At 40.8% G+C, this 18,673-nt stretch carries 18 protein-coding genes; 5 read left to right on the forward strand and 13 right to left on the reverse strand.

Annotated elements, in window-relative coordinates; all coding sequences use genetic code 11:
* Window positions 1-91: 91 nt before the first annotated feature.
* The 3 genes from CFS60_RS11170 to CFS60_RS11180 form a co-directional block, all read right to left on the reverse strand.
* Window positions 92-2,392, reverse strand: a complete 2,301-nt coding sequence (locus CFS60_RS11170; RefSeq protein WP_088839255.1) for a DNA translocase FtsK — start codon at window positions 2,390-2,392, stop codon at window positions 92-94.
* Between the two features lie 150 nt (window positions 2,393-2,542).
* Complete coding sequence (locus tag CFS60_RS11175) at window positions 2,543-3,109, reverse strand: ATP-dependent Clp protease proteolytic subunit (protein WP_088809996.1); 567 nt, start codon at window positions 3,107-3,109, stop codon at window positions 2,543-2,545.
* A 213-nt stretch (window positions 3,110-3,322) separates the two neighbouring features.
* On the reverse strand, window positions 3,323-4,249 hold the full coding sequence (locus CFS60_RS11180; protein WP_088809994.1) for a YitT family protein: 927 nt from the start codon (window positions 4,247-4,249) through the stop codon (window positions 3,323-3,325).
* 201 nt (window positions 4,250-4,450) lie between these two features.
* On the opposite strand from CFS60_RS11180, the gene CFS60_RS11185 reads away from it, so the two are divergent.
* Window positions 4,451-5,416 carry a rhodanese-related sulfurtransferase gene (locus CFS60_RS11185; protein ID WP_088809993.1) on the forward strand — a complete coding sequence of 322 codons (966 nt, stop codon included), beginning with the start codon at window positions 4,451-4,453 and terminating at the stop codon, window positions 5,414-5,416.
* Between the two features lie 38 nt (window positions 5,417-5,454).
* Here CFS60_RS11185 and fni read toward each other — a convergent pair whose 3' ends face one another.
* Complete coding sequence (fni, locus tag CFS60_RS11190) at window positions 5,455-6,522, reverse strand: type 2 isopentenyl-diphosphate Delta-isomerase (RefSeq protein WP_088839256.1); 1,068 nt, start codon at window positions 6,520-6,522, stop codon at window positions 5,455-5,457.
* Window positions 6,515-6,901 carry a DUF1033 family protein gene (locus tag CFS60_RS11195; RefSeq protein WP_088815829.1) on the reverse strand — a complete coding sequence of 129 codons (387 nt, stop codon included), beginning with the start codon at window positions 6,899-6,901 and terminating at the stop codon, window positions 6,515-6,517. Before CFS60_RS11195 ends, fni begins: the two co-directional genes overlap by 8 nt.
* A 129-nt stretch (window positions 6,902-7,030) precedes the next feature.
* Between CFS60_RS11195 and CFS60_RS11200 the strand changes: the two genes are divergently transcribed.
* From CFS60_RS11200 to yidC, 3 genes are all read left to right on the forward strand, one after another.
* A complete protein-coding gene (locus CFS60_RS11200) occupies window positions 7,031-7,312 on the forward strand; it encodes an acylphosphatase (protein WP_088809989.1) in 282 nt (93 codons plus the stop codon).
* A 64-nt stretch (window positions 7,313-7,376) separates the two neighbouring features.
* A complete protein-coding gene (locus tag CFS60_RS11205) occupies window positions 7,377-7,655 on the forward strand; it encodes a hypothetical protein (protein ID WP_255377330.1) in 279 nt (92 codons plus the stop codon).
* Window positions 7,656-7,695: 40 nt separating this feature from the next.
* Window positions 7,696-8,523 (forward strand): membrane protein insertase YidC, encoded by an 828-nt coding sequence (gene yidC / locus CFS60_RS11210; RefSeq protein WP_088809987.1) that lies wholly within the window; start codon window positions 7,696-7,698, stop codon window positions 8,521-8,523.
* 33 nt (window positions 8,524-8,556) lie between these two features.
* Here the strand turns inward: yidC and CFS60_RS11215 are convergent, their stop codons facing one another.
* From CFS60_RS11215 to CFS60_RS11230, 4 genes are all read right to left on the reverse strand, one after another.
* Entirely contained in the window at window positions 8,557-10,026 is a 1,470-nt protein-coding gene (locus tag CFS60_RS11215) for a HAMP domain-containing histidine kinase (RefSeq protein ID WP_088809986.1), read from the reverse strand.
* Window positions 10,023-10,703, reverse strand: a complete 681-nt coding sequence (locus tag CFS60_RS11220; RefSeq protein ID WP_088809984.1) for a response regulator transcription factor — start codon at window positions 10,701-10,703, stop codon at window positions 10,023-10,025. Before CFS60_RS11220 ends, CFS60_RS11215 begins: the two co-directional genes overlap by 4 nt.
* A gap of 216 nt (window positions 10,704-10,919) precedes the next feature.
* The gene (gene gndA, locus CFS60_RS11225) at window positions 10,920-12,338 is read right to left on the reverse strand and encodes an NADP-dependent phosphogluconate dehydrogenase (RefSeq protein WP_088825613.1); all 1,419 of its coding nucleotides are present in this window, start codon (window positions 12,336-12,338) and stop codon (window positions 10,920-10,922) included.
* 128 nt (window positions 12,339-12,466) lie between these two features.
* Entirely contained in the window at window positions 12,467-13,567 is a 1,101-nt protein-coding gene (locus CFS60_RS11230; protein WP_240310330.1) for a M20/M25/M40 family metallo-hydrolase, read from the reverse strand.
* Window positions 13,568-13,676: 109 nt separating this feature from the next.
* Between CFS60_RS11230 and prli42 the strand changes: the two genes are divergently transcribed.
* On the forward strand, window positions 13,677-13,772 hold the full coding sequence (gene prli42 / locus CFS60_RS11235; protein ID WP_088809974.1) for a stressosome-associated protein Prli42: 96 nt from the start codon (window positions 13,677-13,679) through the stop codon (window positions 13,770-13,772).
* Window positions 13,773-13,929: 157 nt separating this feature from the next.
* Here prli42 and CFS60_RS11240 read toward each other — a convergent pair whose 3' ends face one another.
* Genes CFS60_RS11240 through lpdA form a run of 4 tightly spaced genes read right to left on the reverse strand, consistent with a single transcriptional unit; the run spans window position 13,930 to window position 18,659 of the window.
* Complete coding sequence (locus tag CFS60_RS11240) at window positions 13,930-15,195, reverse strand: dihydrolipoamide acetyltransferase family protein (RefSeq protein WP_088839257.1); 1,266 nt, start codon at window positions 15,193-15,195, stop codon at window positions 13,930-13,932.
* Window positions 15,196-15,212: 17 nt separating this feature from the next.
* Window positions 15,213-16,196: an alpha-ketoacid dehydrogenase subunit beta gene (locus tag CFS60_RS11245; RefSeq protein ID WP_088809970.1), complete on the reverse strand. Its 984-nt coding sequence runs from the start codon at window positions 16,194-16,196 to the stop codon at window positions 15,213-15,215.
* 2 nt (window positions 16,197-16,198) lie between these two features.
* Window positions 16,199-17,197 (reverse strand): thiamine pyrophosphate-dependent dehydrogenase E1 component subunit alpha, encoded by a 999-nt coding sequence (locus CFS60_RS11250; protein ID WP_088839258.1) that lies wholly within the window; start codon window positions 17,195-17,197, stop codon window positions 16,199-16,201.
* 34 nt (window positions 17,198-17,231) lie between these two features.
* On the reverse strand, window positions 17,232-18,659 hold the full coding sequence (lpdA, locus tag CFS60_RS11255) for a dihydrolipoyl dehydrogenase (protein WP_088839259.1): 1,428 nt from the start codon (window positions 18,657-18,659) through the stop codon (window positions 17,232-17,234).
* Between the last annotated feature and the right edge of the window lie 14 nt (window positions 18,660-18,673).

Here is an 18,673-nt window from a genome sequence, read left to right on the forward strand (position 1 = left end):
ATTTATTTTTATTCTAAACCCGTTCACTTAGTAAGCGTTTACATTTATTTCTAAAGAAAAACCAGTTCAAAAAATGAGCTGGTTTTCGTTATTATTCTTCCCCTTCAATTCGTTCAACGTTCACTCGGCGGGGTTTACTACCTTCATGTGGACCGACTACTCCGCGTTGCTCCATCTCGTCAACGAGTCTAGCAGCCCGGTTATAGCCAATTCTGAATTTCCGTTGTAACATCGAAACAGAAGCGGTTTGCATCTCTATGACAAGCTGGACGGCTTCATTGTAAAGTTCATCTTCACTTTCTTCTGCTACATCAGGCACATCATCTGGAATCATTTCTTCGTTATACTGCGCTTTTTGTTGCGCAATCACGAAATTCACCACTTTTTCTACTTCTTCATCGGATAAAAGCGCACCTTGTACACGTGTTGGCTTACTTGAACCTACAGGTAAGAACAACATATCACCACGGCCTAGTAACTTCTCAGCGCCTCCCATGTCTAGAATTGTTCGCGAATCCGTTGCGCTAGAAACCGCAAAAGCAATGCGTGAAGGAATATTTGCTTTAATTACACCCGTTATGACATCTACAGAAGGACGTTGCGTTGCAATAATGAGGTGGATACCAGCGGCACGCGCCATTTGGGCGAGTCTCGTAATGGCATCTTCCACATCATTTGAAGCAACCATCATTAAATCAGCAAGCTCATCGACAATGACGACAATAAATGGCAATTCTGCTTGTTTTTCTTCATTTTCTTCGTTATGGCGGCGAACATGTTCATTATATCCTTCCATGTTTCGTGTCCCAGTATGTGAGAACAAATCATAGCGTCGTTCCATTTCAGCGACTACTTTTTGCAAGGCTTGTGCCGCTTTTTTCGGATTGGTTACGACAGGTGCTAATAAGTGTGGAATGCCATTATATACATTTAGCTCGACCATTTTAGGGTCAATCATCATCATTTTCACTTCATGCGGCTTGGCACGGAGTAAAATACTTGTGATGATGCCATTAATACAAACTGATTTCCCGCTACCTGTTGAACCTGCAACGAGTAGATGAGGCATTTTGTTTAAATGGGCTAACGTTGCCTCGCCGGAAATATCACGCCCGAGCGCAATTTGGAGTTTATCTTCAGGTTTATTTTGGCTGTTATTCTCAAGCACTTCACGCAATGTGACGACTGCCACATTTTGGTTGGCAACTTCAATACCAATAGCCGATTTCCCTGGAATTGGTGCCTCGATACGGATATCTTTCGCTGCAAGGGCAAGCGCAATATCGTCGTTTAGCGAAACAATTCGGCTTACTTTCACACCAACTGCGGGTTGCACTTCATATTTGGTAACAGCGGGTCCTAAATGCACCTGTGTTATTTTCGCCTTTACACCGAAACTTTCAAATGTTTCTTCCAGTTTCCTAGCATTCGCTTTAATTTGGTCATACTCCGCAGATTGATCGGTCGGCTTAGCTTCTACCAATAAATCAAGAGAAGGCAATTGATAGATTTCATTTTCAAAAGACTCTTGTTCAAATTTCAATTCAGCTTGAACAACTTCCTCTTTTTTCTCCTCCGCGATAGTTTCTACAACAGGTTCTGGAGCTTGATTTTGGCTGAAATTAGAAATAATCGGTGGCAATTTTTCTTCGACGTTTTCTTTTTTAGGTTCCTCAGCTAGTTCTTTTGGTAATTCATTTTCTTTTGGTAATTCATTTTCTTTTGCTAGCTGTTTTTGCTCGCGCTCAGCTTTTCTTTCTTTGCTTTTTTCATTCCAAGCTTTGCATTTTTGGACGACGAAAGTTACCGCTTGTTTGACTTTTTCTTTCACAACAGCAAGCGGAACTCCAGAGGCAAAACACAAACCTACGAAGACAAGAATAAGTCCGATTATATTTGTTCCTACTTTAGACACGAGAAAATAAGTAATCGAGGACACGAAAGCCCCAATCATTCCGCCCCCAACGGTTAGGACAGTGCTTGGGTGAATGAGGTTTGTGAACGCAACTTCCCAAGAATATTCCAAAAACGCTCTGTCTGCTGGAAGGTTTTGCGCGATAAAAGTCATATGTAAAAGGGTTGCGAGTCCGATAAATATTAAGTAAATGCCAATGAGTCTTTTCGAAAACATTTTCGGTCGCACGCGTTTAATCATCAAATAGCCACCGAGAATAACAAGGCCAATTAGCAGGCCATAGCTAAGCGAGCCAACTAATAGTTCGCCGAGCGCGTAGACGTGTTGGCCGATAAACCCTAATTTGAATATACCAACGAGTCCTAATGCAATTAAAATAAGACCTGTAATTTCGAAACGAAAAATAGGATTATTTTTTTTCTTTGAACGCGAATTTGTTCGTTTGCGCGTCGCCGTTTTTTTCTTTTGAGTTGCCAATATTTTCCCCACCTTATTCTCAGTTTCTCATGAAAATCCTGCTTTATTATAACATATTTCAACTTCGCTTGACTCATTCAAAAGTCCTATTTACCAAACAAATGTACGTAAAAAACCGCAACACTTAATGGAAAAGTCGCGGTTTTCTTGTTACAATTCGGCACCACTTTGAATAATTTTATTGACAATGCCGTATTCAATCGCTGCATTAGCAGAAAGCCAAAAATTACGATTGGTGTCTTTTGCAATTTTGTCAAGCGGTTGTCCAGTTGCTTCGCTAATCATACGGTTAATTCGTTCACGCATTCTAATAATTTCACGCGCTTCAATTTCGATTTCGCTATTTTGACCTTGCCCCCCACCAAGAGGCTGATGAATCATGTAATGCGTGTTCGGCAAGCTAAAACGATTTTTCTTTTTAGCTGCTAAATAAATTGTGATGCCTGGACTAGCCACCCAGCCAGTGCCGATAATACGGACTTCCGGTTTGACAAAACGTATCATATCATGAATTGTATCTCCTGCTTCAATATGGCCACCTAGGCTATTAATAAAGATTGTAATCGGATTATCATTCAAAGATTCTAAAAGCAACAACTGACTAAAAACTTCTTTGGCTAAATCTTGATTAATTTCGCCGTATATTAAAATGGTCCGATTATCAATCATTTTTCGTGTTAATAAATGATTAATGTCTTGGTTTCTGTCTACTTCCATTCTGCACTCCTCTTCAAAACAATTTATTTGTTCATTGTACCTTTTTGAGCAAACAAGTTCAAAAGATATGTGTAGTAGACTATAGAAAACTTCAAAATAAAACGCAAGCACACCTTCCACAGACAATGAACGAGAGAATTTGCGTGCATTGAACTAACAGTTTCCCCGAGGCCAGAAATCCGAAATTTGCTGTTTGTCAGAGTTCGGTGCATTTTATAAATGCGGCGTCCGTTTCGGTCTCATTTTACCGCCGCGGACTTCTGACATACTTCCGCCAACTGCCAAAAAGGCCTCTGGATCAATGTCGTCTAAAATCGCTTTTAATTTGACTTCTTCAAACCGAGAAATAATAACAAAAATCACTTTGCCCGTATGGCCTGAATAACCGCCAGTAGAATCAAGATAGGTCACACTTTTGCCAATTTGCTCCATAATTTCAAGCCCAATTTCTTCATAGTACTTGCTGATAATAAAAGCACTTTTTGATTCGTCCATTCCTTGAATGACAATATCAATGACTTTATACGCTAAAAAGTATGTAATGAGAGAATACATCGCTCTATCCCAATTAAAAGCAAATCCTGCTACACAAAAAATAATAATATTGATGACCATAATGATTTGTCCTGTAGAAAAAGGCGTTTTACCATTAATGATGATGGAAACAATTTCCGTCCCGTCAAGCGCCCCTCCGTTACGAATTACAAGTCCCACGCCTAGTCCAAGCGTCACACCGCCAAAAACAGTTGCGAGCAGTAAATCATCTGTTACAGGTTCAAAATCATGCAGTAAAAGTGTCACAATAGACATGACCGCAATGCCATACAATGTGAATAAAGCAAATACTTTACCAATATGCCGGTAACCGAGAATAAAGAAAGGAATATTTAAAACAAAGGTTAATATACCTAGAGGAAGCGGCGAAAGTTGCGAGATAATAATGGAAATCCCCACTACGCCACCATCTAAAATTTGATTATTTACGAGGAAAAGTTCAAGGCCGACACCCATTAATATTGCGCCGACAGTAATAATAAAAATTTTATAGAACAGCCACTTTATTTTTTTACGCCTACGAATCTTCACTTCTCGTAATGCTTGTTCTTCTAAAAAATCCGAGTTTACTTGCAAAGCCATCACTTCCTGTTTTCCGCATTTTATCTCTTTTTAGTATAGCATAGCCACTTTTAAGTTGTATAGAAACTTCATTTGGTGAAGTACTTTTACACTTGCCGAATTCTCCTTACTTATAGTAAGATAAAAGGTGCGCAACTTGTGGAGAATAGCATAACAATGCGTATCTTTTCACATAATAAATTAATAAAATAAGGGTGATAAAAAATGAGTGACTATCAAGTGTTGTTATACTACAAATACACGACAATTGATGATCCTGAAACATTTGCAAAACAGCATAGTGCTTTTTGTAAAGAAATTGGATTAAAAGGAAGAATTTTAGTAGCGACCGAAGGGATTAACGGAACAGTTTCAGGCACAAAAGAAGCTGCCAAGCAATATATGGAGCATATGCATGCCGACGCTCGCTTCCAGGATATGGTTTTTAAAATAGATGAAACCGACAAACATGCCTTTAAAAAAATGCATGTCCGGCCTCGTACGGAAATTGTATCGCTTCATTTAGAAGATGATGTAAACCCTCTCGAAGTAACGGGAAACTACATGGCACCTGAAGAATTTCGCGAAGCTCTAAAAGATCCAGACACGGTTGTCCTAGATGCAAGAAATGATTATGAATTTGATTTGGGACACTTTCGCGGTGCCATTCGTCCAGATATTAAAGCATTCCGCGACTTACCAGAATGGGTAGAAGAAAATCGCGAACAATTTGATGGTAAAAAAATCGTTACTTACTGTACAGGCGGAATTCGTTGTGAAAAATTTTCTGGCTGGCTGAAAACGGCAGGATTTGAAGACGTTTCGCAACTCCACGGCGGTATTGCCACATACGGCAAAAACGAAAATACAAAAGGCGATTTATGGGACGGCATGATGTATGTGTTTGATGAACGTATTTCTGTACCTATCAACCGTGTTGAACACCGAGTTGTTGGCCGTGACCATTTTGACGGGACACCGTGCGAACGCTATATTAACTGCGCGAATCCTTATTGCAACAAGCAAATTCTTGCTTCAGAAGAAAATGATGAAAAATATTTGCACAGTTGTTCTCATGAATGCCGCGTTCATCCTGAAAACCTCTATGTAAAAAATAACCACCTTTCTCAAGAAGACCTAGAAACTCGCCTTCTTGCAATTGGCGAAACGTTATCAAAATCCATTCGTTAAATGGAAAAAGCAAAAATGCGTCTTTGCATTTTTGCTTTTTATTTTGCCAACTTCTGAAAATCAATTCCTCGTGCCACACAAAAATCTTGCAACTCACCCTTCACAATGAGCGGCGTGTCAGAAATTTCAAGCATATTTTTAGCGTCAGCAAGCACGAATAGAGCCGCCAAATTTTCTTTAAAAAGTCTCAGCTTCTGAATAGTTGCCCCCTTCCCTTCTTTTTTCAAAGAATGAAGAACAAGGCCAGCGATACCAGCAGCTTTTGCACCTAAAATAAAACTTTTCATCATATCAAGTGGCGTTTTGATTCCTCCTGACGCGATAAATTCCATGTCGCTAAACTCTGGTCGCTTAACATCAAGCAAAGACTCTGCCGTTGTTAACCCCCACTCTTGCATAAAATCATAACCTTGATCTCGTCTTCGGTCATTTTCAATTTCTGCAAAATTAGTTCCACCACGTCCGCCAAGATCCACAGTTTGAACCCCAAGTTCTTTTAAAAGCCGAACCGTTTCAAAGCGCATACCAAAGCCGACTTCTTTGACGATAATCGGGATATTTATTTGTTCCGTATATTTTTTTATCGCCTCTGCCCAGTGCGCAAAATGACGGTCACCTTCACGCATCACGAGCTCTTGCGCCGGATTAATATGAATTTGTAATATATTTGCTTCTAACATTTCGATGGCACGCTTCGCTTTTTCAACGGAAACTTCCGGGCTTACATTTGCAAATAAAATGCCGTTTGGGTGTGTCTTCCTGACAATTTCATAGGTGGGAATTAAATCCGGATTTGAAAGAGCGGCAGACTGTGAACCGACAGCCATCGCAAGGCCGGCTTCACGTGCGATTTCGGCTAAATCTTGATTGATATTTTTCGTGTGTGCACTGCCACCTGTCATAGCGTTAATATAGAAAGGGACATCAAACGTGTGCCCTGCAAATTGTGTTTGTAGTGAAACGTCTTGTACGTCTAAGCGAGGAAGTGACGTTCCTAAGATTTGTAAATCTCGAAAAACATATTCCGTTCGCTCATAGTTTTTTAAAGCAAGCGTCACATGTTCGTCTTTTCTGCGTTCTCTAAGCAGCGCTTCTTTTTTATCCAATTTCTTCCCCACTTTCTTCATTTGAAAACTTGACTTCAAACGGGCTAATCTCGCTAAACCATTTTGCTTTTTCCCCTTCTGTCGGGGTGTAAACGGCATTATTCTCCATTAAAATTAAACCGTGAAATGTCTGAATATCGTCCTCACAGTCCTCGCAGTAGGCAATCTCATCTTCATTCCAAGCTGCGAAGAGAACGTCTTTTTTTAAAGCTTGATGCGGATAATCTAAAATGAGTTGTTGGGCGATTTCGCGATATTTTGAGAAGGCTTCTTCTTTCTTCTCAAAAGTAAAACTTGAAACGATATTTTCTTCCCATTCTTCAAAAAACCACCATGGTTCGTAGTCACCTGTTGTTAAAAGCACTTTCCATTCAGTCATTTGAAAACATCTCCCACACTACAGAATAGTTAAATTATAGCAATTGGACTGCGGAAAGTAAATTTTTGAAACTCGGGAGAAAAAGCGCTAAACTAAGATGTAAAGGATAAATGAAGGGTGTGTATCAGGATGGCAATTGAAACAGCAATTATTCGCGTTACTGGCTTTGTGCAAGGTGTTGGCTTTCGCTATACGACAAAACATGTGGCCTATAAATATGATGTTTGCGGGACTGTAAAAAATTTAGATGATGGTTCTGTTGAAATTGCGGCGCGTGCGGAAAGTGACAAGCTTGAAAAATTTATTGAGGCTGTAAAAAAAGGCCCCTCGCCTAGTGCGCGCATTCAAGAAGTTTTCATCTACAAAGGCGCTCCTGTTCCTGAAACGAAAACTTTTGATATCGTTTACTAAAATGAGGGCTTGAATTCCAGTACTATTTGAATTATAGTTAAGGAATGAACCGGGAAAGGAGCTGATGCGCGTCGTGACAATTCTTGTTCAAATGTTTTCAGAGCCAGAGTATGTATCACTTACTGTGACATTTTTACTTATGCTTGCGCTATTTCGTTTTTGGCCAGTTATCACACTGTTTAAACCTAAAATGTTATCGCGCGCTGAAGCAATCCATGTTTCTCATTTAACGATTGATAGGCGAATAGAAATGGTCAATGAGCATGTTAGTTTCGTCGTTAATTGGATTGTTGCTACTTTGAAAAAAAGTCAGTCCGATGACGAAGAAAGCCATCGTTCTTAATCTTTCAAGCAGAATGAACTTTTAGGAGGAAATAAGAACAGTGAAGAAGAAAAAAATTATACTCATTAGCATGCTTGCGGTGGCGCTACTCGTCCTTTCTGGATGTAGCATGGATCCATCACAAAATCAGGACGGCTTTTTCTATACGTATTTAATTGCACCACTTGTTTGGTTTATTCAGTTTGTGGCATCATTCTTTAACGATAATTACGGGATTTCTATCATTATTACAACTCTTATTATCCGTGCCATTATCATGCCGCTAAACTTGCGTACAGCGAAAGCACAAATGTCCATGCAGTCCAAAATGGCTGTTGCGAAACCTGAAATTGATGATATTCAAGCGCGCTTAAAACGTGCGGCAACAAAAGAAGAACAATCAAAAATTCAACAAGAAATGATGACCGTCTATAAAAAATATGATATTAATCCGATGCAAATGGGTTGTTTGCCACTTCTCATTCAAATGCCGATTTTAATGGCGTTTTACTATGCTATTCGTGGATCAGAAGAAATCGCAAGCCACACTTTCTTATGGTTTAATTTGGGCTCACCAGACACGATTCTAGCTATTATAGCCGGGCTCGTCTATCTTGGTCAATATTTTATTTCAATGATTGGTTATACTCCTGAACAGAAAAAACAAATGCGTATCATGGGATTACTATCCCCTGCGATGATTTTATTTATTTCGTTTTCAGCGCCTTCTGCACTTGCTTTGTACTGGGCTGTCGGTGGGATTTTCTTAGCTGGTCAAACGTTACTTACGAAAAAACTTTATATGAACAAACATCCAGAAGTTAAAGAAATGGCGAAAGAAGAACGCGAATTCGAAAAAATTGTCGAGGAACAAAAGAAACAACAATAAAAAGAAGCTGGGGCGTTATAACCCCAGCTTTTTTTATTTAGTTACCTCAGCTTCTTCTTTTTGAATAACAGGTAACGTGATGGTAATTTCTGTGCCTTTATCTTCTTCGCTTTTTGCGTTAATGGTTCCTAAATAGCCTTCAACTAGCTGTTTGGCGATAGCTAGACCTAGGCCGTTACCACCTTTTTCGCGACTGCGTGCCTTATCTACGCGGTAAAAACGATTAAATACTTTATCAATTTCATCAGCAGAAATTCCGACACCGTGATCGCGAATTGAAATGTGAATTTTGTCTTTCACTTTGAAAACATTCATATTCACTTCTTTCGCTCCGTCCGAATACTTCACAGCGTTGTCCATAATAATAATGAGTAGTTGTTCCAAATGATTGTGCTGAATCATCGCATGTAAATCGGTTTCTTTCTCGTCTAAAGTAAAAGTAAAATCTTCATACATGACTTCAAAATTGCGTTTTACTTGCTCCACAACATCGTTCACATTGACGATTTGAAGTTCTTTTGTTTGAGAAACTTGTTCAGCGCGCGATAAATCAAGCATTTCTTGCACTAAGCGTTTCATGCGGTTGAGTTCGGTTAACGAAGCATTTAATGATTCGTCTAACACCTCTGGATCACTTTTCCCCCACCGATTAAGTAGTTTCAAATGACCTTCCATAATTTGCACTGGTGTCCTCAGTTCATGCGAGGCATCTTCCACAAATTGTTTTTGCTGCTCAAAGCTCGTTTCAATTCGCGTCATCATGTCGTTAAAAATAACGGTAAGCTCAGTAATCTCGTCACGCGACTTGGATGTCGTTTCAATTCGTTTTTGGAAACCATTATTGCGAACATCATTCATTCCTTTCGCCAGTTTCGTTAACGGACTCAGGAAGTTTTGTGCGAGCAAATAACCCAACATTCCACTAATAAATAGTGCAACCCCGCCAAGAATGAACATCGTCACAAGCAATTTACCCATAATTTTGTTGTAACTTGTTAACGGATTAATAATTTGAACATAACCGATAACAGTAGAATTATCACTTATGGATGTAATTGGACCTTGTGAAATCAACATTTTATCCCCATTAATCGTGGGCTTACTTGTCACCCGTTCATTCGTTTGCCGAAAATATTGTGTAAAATCGTTGTTGGCCGTTTTTGTACTGGCCGTTAAAAAGTACTTTTGAATATATTGCCCATCTGCATCATAAAGCGCAATGACTTGGTCTTGTATTTTACGGCTGATGTTCGGATTTTTATCGAAAACTTCGACCAGCAAATCCGTATTATCAAGATTTCCACTTTTCAGCACTTCATTGGCTGTTGTTTCAGCTAACAACGAATCGACTTTCTGCTCTTCTTCATTTAAAAGCATTTGTCCAATGCCTTGATAAATTGCGTATGAAAACAGGAAAAATGTAAGGAAAATGGCGGCACTGGCGCCGAATGTCCATTTAAACTTTAAAGAACGGCTCTTTAGTGAAAAGTTACTCGTCGTCATGTACGCATCACATAGCCTGTGCCCCGAACGGTCTGAATATAGCTTTCTTCATCAGGGTGATCGATTTTATTCCGCAAATAACGGACATAGACGTCCACCACGTTCGTTTCAACCTCAGTTTCGTAACCCCAAACCTTATTTAAAAGCACTTCTCTGGTTAAAACAATGTTGATGTTTTCCATTAAGGTTAAAAGTAACTCATACTCCCTTTTTGTTAAGTCGATAACTTCCTCACCTCGGCGAACAATGCGGCTTTCCTTTTCTACAACTAAATCACGATATTCGAGCGTCGTTTGTTTTAAGGATTGCTCAGCATTTTCAACGCGACGAAGGAGTGAGCGCAAGCGCGCAAGAAGTTCTTCTATCGCAAATGGTTTTACGATGTAATCATCTGCCCCGTGATCCAGTCCTGAAACTCGGTCAATAACTGAATCTCTTGCTGTTATCATTATAATTGGTGTTTGCTTCACTTGACGAACGCGTCGGCATACTTCTACACCATTTAAATGCGGTAACATTAAATCAAGTAAAATGGCATCCCAGTCTTCTTCGAGTGCAAGTTCTAGCCCCGCTCTTCCATCATTAGCCACTTTTGTTTCATAGTTTTCATGTTGAAGTTCAAGCTCGATAAAACGTGCTAAATTTTTTTCATCTTCAACGATTAAAATTTTACTCATCTGAAAAACCTCTCTTTCGGTTTCAAAAACATCATACCTATTACTATTGTAACTAACTTTGCAGATAAAACAACTAATAATCCCTTTATGACAACTTTTTTGATAAAATCTTAGCTGATTTTAAGAAATCAGACTTATTGCTGTAAGTATACCAGCCTCCATAAAAAGCTGTAAACAAAAAACACACCTCTTAAAAGAGATGTGTCTTAGTTATTTTTATTCATCAACTTCTGGCCACTCTGTATGGAACACGCCAGGTTTGTCGACACGCTCGTACGTATGAGCGCCGAAATAATCGCGTTGAGCTTGGATTAAGTTCGCTGGTAGAACTTCGGAACGGTAGCTATCATAATAGCTGATTGCCGCTGTGAACGTTGGAACCGGAATCCCAGCTTTTACAGCTTCAGAAACTACTTCGCGAAGTGCTCCTTGATAGTTATGCGCAATATCTTTAAAGTATGGATCTAAAAGAAGATTGCTTAAATGCTTATCATTATTGTAGGCATCTGTAATTTTTTGTAAGAAACGGGCACGAATAATACAACCCGCGCGGAAAATTTTCGCAATTTCCCCGTATTGAAGATCCCACTCATACTCGTCGCTCGCCGCTTTCATTTGCGCAAAACCTTGGGCATAAGAAGCGATTTTACTGAAGTACAAAGCACGACGTACAGATTCAACAAACGCCTTCTTATCACCATCAAAATGATAGCTAGACGGGCCGCTTAAAATGGTGCTGGCGTGTTTACGTTCATCTTTAAGCGCAGAAATATAACGCGCGAAAACAGATTCTGTAATGAGCGAAAGCGGTACGCCTAAATCAAGCGCGCTTTGGCTTGTCCATTTACCAGTACCTTTTTGGCCGGCTTTATCTAAAATGACGTCAACGATTGGTTTCCCAGTTTCATCGTCACGCACTTTTAAAATGTTCTTCGTAATTTCAATTAAGTAGCTATCTAGTTCGCCTTCGTTCCATTCTGCGAAAACGTCAGCTAATTCATCGTGATTTAAACCAACAATATCTTTTAAAATCGTGTAGGCTTCAGCGATGAGTTGCATGTCGCCGTATTCGATGCCGTTGTGCACCATTTTAACGTAGTGACCAGCACCATCTGGACCAATGTAAGTGACACACGGTTCACCGTCTGCAACAGCTGCGATTTCACGCAAAATTGGCGCCACTAAATCGTACGCTTTTCTTTGTCCACCAGGCATAATAGATGGGCCTTTAAGTGCGCCTTCTTCTCCGCCAGAAACGCCTGTTCCAATGAAGTTGAAACCTTCTTCGCTCAACTCTTTGTTACGACGAATTGTGTCTTCAAAGAATGCATTTCCGCCATCAATTAAAATATCGCCTTCTGTTAGGAAAGGTTTTACCGCTTCAATCATCATGTCCGTCGCATTACCTGCTTGAACCATAATCAAAATACGGCGCGGTACTTCAAGAGATTCAACAAACTCCTCTAAACTATAAGTCGGAACTAATTTTTTATCCGGATTTGCTTCCATAACCGCTTTTGTTTTTTCAGTAGAACGGTTGAAAATCGATACCGTGTGCCCGCGACTTTCAATATTTAGTGCAAGGTTACGCCCCATTACACCCATTCCAATAACGCCAATTTCTTGTTTTGCCATATGAAAATTCTTCCCTTCCTCGTATTTTTAAGGCAGAAGTCCCCTGTCTTACATTTTCTTTCAACCACTCTACTATACCAAATATTGAGAATCACGGCAAATGAATGTTTCTAGCCATTCACAACATTTTACAAATTTTTTGAAAAAGAAATCGCTTCCCCAAGATTTTCTCCGGATAAAGCAAGGGCTAACACCAGTTCTGTTAACCGTTCAAGCGTATTTTCAGAAATTTGTTCTTCCTTTGAATGCGGATTTTGATACCCAGCAGAAAGGAGTACGGTAACAAGCCCGCGCTCGTTAAACACACTCGCGTCTGATCCGCCCGCAAAACAAACGGATTCGACTGGCCATTTTAAGCGGTTTAACGCCCGCTTTAGTAATGCCACGCTATGATGGCGCTCTTCTAAACGGAAACCGGGATGTGTCACATGCGACTCCCCTTCAATTTCAACGTCGTATTTGATACCCGCCTCAAAAAATAGTTGCTTCACTTCTTCCATATACGGCATCAATTCTTCAAGCGGCATGTAACCAGATAGCTCCAATTTCATGAAAACAGTTTCATCAGCATTTTCATTAATTGCGCCTTCAAATTGCTTCACCGCATGTTTTACAGCTGGCGGCAAATTGACTTGTTTCAACTTATGGATGATAGTTCTAGCAACATTAATCGCGGATATTTGTGATTTTTTGAAATTTTGGATAATCGTAAAATCGAGCACGACATGTGACTCGCAGGCGATTTGAAAGCTCCCCACTTCTCCCGGTGCGTCCAGCGAATATCCGAAGCGTGACGTCAGCACACTTAAATCGAGCATTTTAGCCCCGAGCATCCCTACCTCTTCTTTTGCTGAAAAAATGAACTCAAGTGTTCCGTGCTTCGCTTCTGAATTCGTTTGTAGCGTGTCAATCAGCTCGAGCATAACTGCGACGCCAGCCTTATCGTCCGCCCCTAAAAAACCATTCTCACTCGTGTAAACTCCATTCCGCTTTTCCAGCTTCGGAGCCTCCCCGTTCGTTGCTGTATCCACGTGAGCATTAAAGAACAGCGCAGGAAAGTGTTCATCCGTTTTGTCTAAGCGCGCCATAATCCCGTCGTCTGATTTAACAAGTATTTGCACATTCCGCTTTTTGAGTTCTGACTCGATGTAGTCCAGTATTTCCGCTTCGTTGTAAGACGGGGAATAAATTTTTACGAGCTCTTCAAAAAAATCGGATGCGGCCATCATTCTCTCCTTCTTTCCTTTGTTTTTATATAGAATAACATAATTCTTCTTGAACAGTTACTACTATCTTGGTAAAATAAGGTAACAATGTTTCGAGAGGAGCTTATGCTGCATGTCCAACAAAAAATTTGTCCGTTTTGTGGTCATCTTAATGCTTATCGCCATCGTTCTTTCAAGTGTCATGGCTGGAGTATTGATGTTTCTTTAAAAATAATCACAATCGCCAAAAAGTCGGAGGTTCTCCGGCTTTTTTTATGCAAAAAAAGAGCAGCACTGCAAAGAGTACTACCCAAAAACATCTAGGGAGTTTAGGGGTATGGATCTAGATGTACAGTACCATACCCCTATATTCACAAAATAAAACGTTAATAAAGCGGCGTGTTATCTTGCGTCATCTCTTCCACAGACTTTTTAATGGACTGCAAGAAACGTCCTGCTAACAGGCCATCTAAGATACGATGATCAATGGATAAACATAGATTTACCATATCACGAACAGCAATCATATCGTCCACAATAACCGGACGTTTCACAATCGCTTCCACTTGTAAAATGGCTGCTTGCGGATGATTAATGATTCCCATGGACTGAACGGAGCCAAATGAACCCGTACTGTTTACTGTGAATGTTCCACCTGACATATCGTCATTTGTTAGCTTATTCGCACGCGCTTTGGCAGCAAGCTCACTAATTTCACGCGCAATACCTTTAATTGATTTCTCATCGGCATTTTTAATAACTGGCACGTAAAGTAAGTCGTTCGCCGCAATAGCGATCGAAATATTGACATCTTTATGCTCAATAATTTTGTCACCAGCCCACGTACTATTAAGCGCTGGGAACTCTTTAAGTGCACGTGCCACAGCTTTAATAAAGAACGCAAAATACGTAATGCCAAAGCCTTCTTCTTTTCTAAATGACTCTTTAATACTGTCACGATAGCGTACTAAACTCGTCGCATCAGCTTCAACCATCATCCAAGCATGTGGAATTTCATGTTTACTTTCCACCATATGTTTAGCGATAGCTTTGCGCACGCCATTTACAGGGATTTCACGGTCGCCATTCGCCGCGCGCGGATAGTCTTTCGGCGCTTCTTTAACAGCTTTTTCAGGCGTCGCTTGCTTAGCAGGAGCAGCTTTCACACCGCCATTTTCGACAAAACGAAGCACATCTTTACGCGTAATCCGACCACCTGCACCAGTTCCTGTAAGATCAGCCAAGTCAATTTGATGTTCTGAAGCCAAGTGCAACACGGCTGGGGAAAAGCGCGCGCCAGACGGGGCACTTGCTTTCGCTTCTTTTAGACTACCGCCGTTTTGTTCCACTTTAGGTTCAACTTGCGCCGTTTGTTCTTCTTTAGGAGCTTCCGCAGATTCAGCACCGTCTGCGTCCGTTTCAATCGTACAAATAATCGCACCAACTTCAAGCGTTTCATCTTCCTTGGCGATAATTTCTTTAATGACACCACTATAGGAAGATGGAATTTCTGCCGTCACCTTATCTGTTAATACTTCAGCCAAAGCATCATATTTTTCAACTTTTTGTCCCGGTTCTACAAGCCAAGAACTAATCGTTCCTTCCGTGACACTTTCACCAAGTTTTGGCATTGTAATTTCCATAACAGCCACACTTCTTCACTCCTTCTTTAAAATTCCGCAAGTTCCCGCATTTTATCTAAAATCTTATCCGGATTGATCATGAAATATTTTTCCATTGTTGGTGAGAATGGCATTGCTGGCGTATCTGGACCAGCTAAGCGCGCAATTGGCGCATCCAAGTCGAATAAACAATGTTCTGAAATAATTGCCGCCACTTCTCCAATAATGCTACCTTGTTTATTGTCTTCGGTCACTAAAAGGACTTTCCCAGTCTTTTTAGCCGCTTCAATAATGGCTTCCTCATCAAGCGGGTAAATCGTCCGCAAATCTAAAATATGCGCCTCATACCCGTCACTAGCTAGCCTTTCTGCCGCCTGTTGCGCGAATTCAACGGCAAGCCCGTAGGTAATGATCGTAATATCATCCCCTTCGCGTACAACATTGGCTTTTCCAATTGGAACCGTGTAGTCCGTCTCTGGAACTTCCCCTTTAAGCAAACGATAAGCTCTCTTATGTTCAAAGAAAAGCACTGGGTCGTTATCGCGAATCGCCGCTTTTAGCAACCCTTTTGCGTCGTAGGGGTTCGATGGAACGACGATTTTTAGCCCCGGTTGGCCGAAGAATACTTTTTCGACGGACTGCGAGTGATAAAGTGCTCCGTGGACGCCGCCACCAAAAGGCGCGCGAATGACCATCGGAACAGTCCAGTCGTTGTTTGAACGGTAGCGAATTCTTGAGGCTTCGGAAATAATCTGATTGACTGCTGGCATAATGAAGTCCGCAAATTGCATTTCAGCTACAGGACGATAGCCATACATAGCCGCCCCGATGCCAACACCTGCTATCGCTGATTCTGCGAGCGGCGTGTCAATAACACGTTCTTCACCAAATTTATCATAAAGTCCTGCTGTTGCTTTAAAAACGCCGCCTTTTTTACCGACGTCTTCTCCTAAAATAAATACTTTATCATCGCGTTCCATTTCTTCGCGAAGCGCCATCGTAATGGCATCAATATATGAAATGACTGGCATTTTTACTCCTCCTCCGCATTCTCTTCGTATACATGTAGAAGTGCTGATTCCGGCTCCGCGTATGGTGCATTTTCCGCATATTCTGTCGCCTCATTCACTTCTTTTGCAATTTCTTTTTCAAGTTTTTGCAAAATTTCTTCTGTCAAAACGCCTGCTTCTAAAAGCTCGTTTTGGAAGATAAGCAGCGGATCTTTTGCTTTCGCATCATTCACTTCTTCTTTTGAACGGTACGCGCTATCATCATCATCAGAAGAGTGTGGTGTAAAACGATATGAAACTGTTTCAATTAACGATGGGCCTTCACCCGCACGAGCGCGGTCCACAGCGCGTTTGAATGCTGTATAGACTTCGGTAATATTATTTCCATCCACACGTTCACCCGGCATGCCGTAACCAATGGCACGGTCAGAAAGCTTTTTCGCCGCATATTGTTTTTCTGCAGGTACACTAATCGCGTATTTATTATTATGAATGACATAAACCACAGGTAATTTGTGCACACTAGCAAAGTTAATTCCTTCATGGAAATCACCTTGATTAGAAGAACCTTCACCTGTTGATGTATAAGCGACAATATTTTCGCCAGCCATACGAGCAGCTAACGCAATCCCTGCCGCATGTGGGAATTGTGTCGTAACAGGAGAACTTTGGGTGACAATGCGCTGCGCTTTATGCCCGAAATGGGCGGGCATTTGTCGTCCACCTGAATTCGGATCTTCTGCTTTGGCAAACGCAGAAAGCATAATATCTTTCGCTGTCATTCCAAATGCAAGAACAACTGCTAAATCTCGGTAATACGGCAAACAATAGTCTGCATCTAAATCAAAGGCATAAGCCGCACCAATTTGTGCGATTTCCTGCCCTTGCCCAGAAATTGTAAATGGAATTTTCCCTGAGCGATTTAATAGCCACATACGTTCATCTAAACGACGCGCTAATAAAGTCGTACGAAACATTTCCAGTAATTTTTCATCAGATAATCCAGTATCTTTTAAAGCCATTATCTTTCCTCCTAATTATCAATCAAGGTATTTATTACCCGTGAATTTGATTCCCATCAACAGTAAGAGCTGCTTCTGCAAAAGCCTCTGATAAAGTTGGATGCGGATGAATCGTCGCCCCAATTTCCCAAGCTGTCGCATCAAGCACTTGTGCAAGAGCTGCTTCACTAATCATATCCGTTACATGCGGTCCAATCATCGACACACCAAGGAGATCATCTGTTTCTTTGTCTGAGCAAACCTTAACAAATCCGTCAGATTCCCCAAAAACAAGTGCTTTCCCAATGCCGCGGAAAAAGAATTTCCCTTTTTTCACCGCATGTCCACGTTCTTTTGCGATGTCTTCGCTCATTCCGACACTTGCAATTTCTGGTGAAGTATAAATACAACGTGGAACCAAGTCGTAATTTAATTTTTCCACCTGCTTGCCAGCAATGAAGTTCGCCGCAATCGTTCCCTCGTGCATCGCAACATGTGCCAGTTGAAGCGTTGGGATACAGTCGCCAATTGCAAACATATGGCTTTCCTTTGTTTGATAAACATCATTCACTTGAATAAAACCTTTTTCAACAACAACATCTGTATTTTCTAAACCGATATTTTCAACATTAGCCGCGCGACCAACAGACACAAGCATTTTTTCAGCTGTAAATGTTTGCTTTTCGCCCTTAACAAGCGCATCAATCGTGACAGAGCCATCTTTTTTGATTAAAGAATCCGCCTGAACTTCTGCACTCGTAACCATTTTAATTTTTTTCTTTTTAAAGAGCCTCATGAGTTCTTTCGAGATTTCTTTATCTTCCGTTGGGATGATTCGGTCTGCATATTCGAGAACCGTAACATCAACGCCAAAATCGTGCAGCATCGAAGCCCATTCCATACCGATTACACCGCCACCAACGATTAAAATTGACTTCGGCAAAGCTTCCATTTGGAGCGCCCCGTCAGATGAGAATACATCTTTTTCATCAAGTTCGAGTCCTTTTAAAGAGCGTGGTCTTGAGCCTGTTGCGATAATAAGATTTTTTGAAATAAGCATTTCATTTTCAGAGCCGTCAAGAAATTCGACGGATACCGTTCCTGCTGTAGGCGAGAAAATAGATGGACCTAAAATCGTTCCTTTTCCTTCGTATAGGTCGATTTTCCCTTGTTTAAACAGTTGATGGATACCATTTGTTAATTGCTCCACAATTTTCGCTTTGCGTTCTTGTGCCTTTAAGAAATTAAGCGATGCACCACCTTCAACTGTAACACCAAATTCTTCTGCTTTTTTTACAGTTTGAAAAACTTCAGCAGAGCGCAGTAGTGCTTTACTCGGAATACAACCTCGATGTAAGCATGTTCCGCCTAGTTTATCTTTTTCAACAACCGCTACAGATAAGCCATTTTTTGCCGCACTAATCGCTGCAACATAACCACCTGTTCCGCCGCCCAAAACGACTACATCATACTCTTTCGCCATCTAAAAATCCTCCT

Origin of the sequence: Listeria sp. ILCC792 (genome assembly GCF_900186135.1) — a bacterium.
Lineage (GTDB): Bacteria > Bacillota > Bacilli > Lactobacillales > Listeriaceae > Listeria > Listeria goaensis.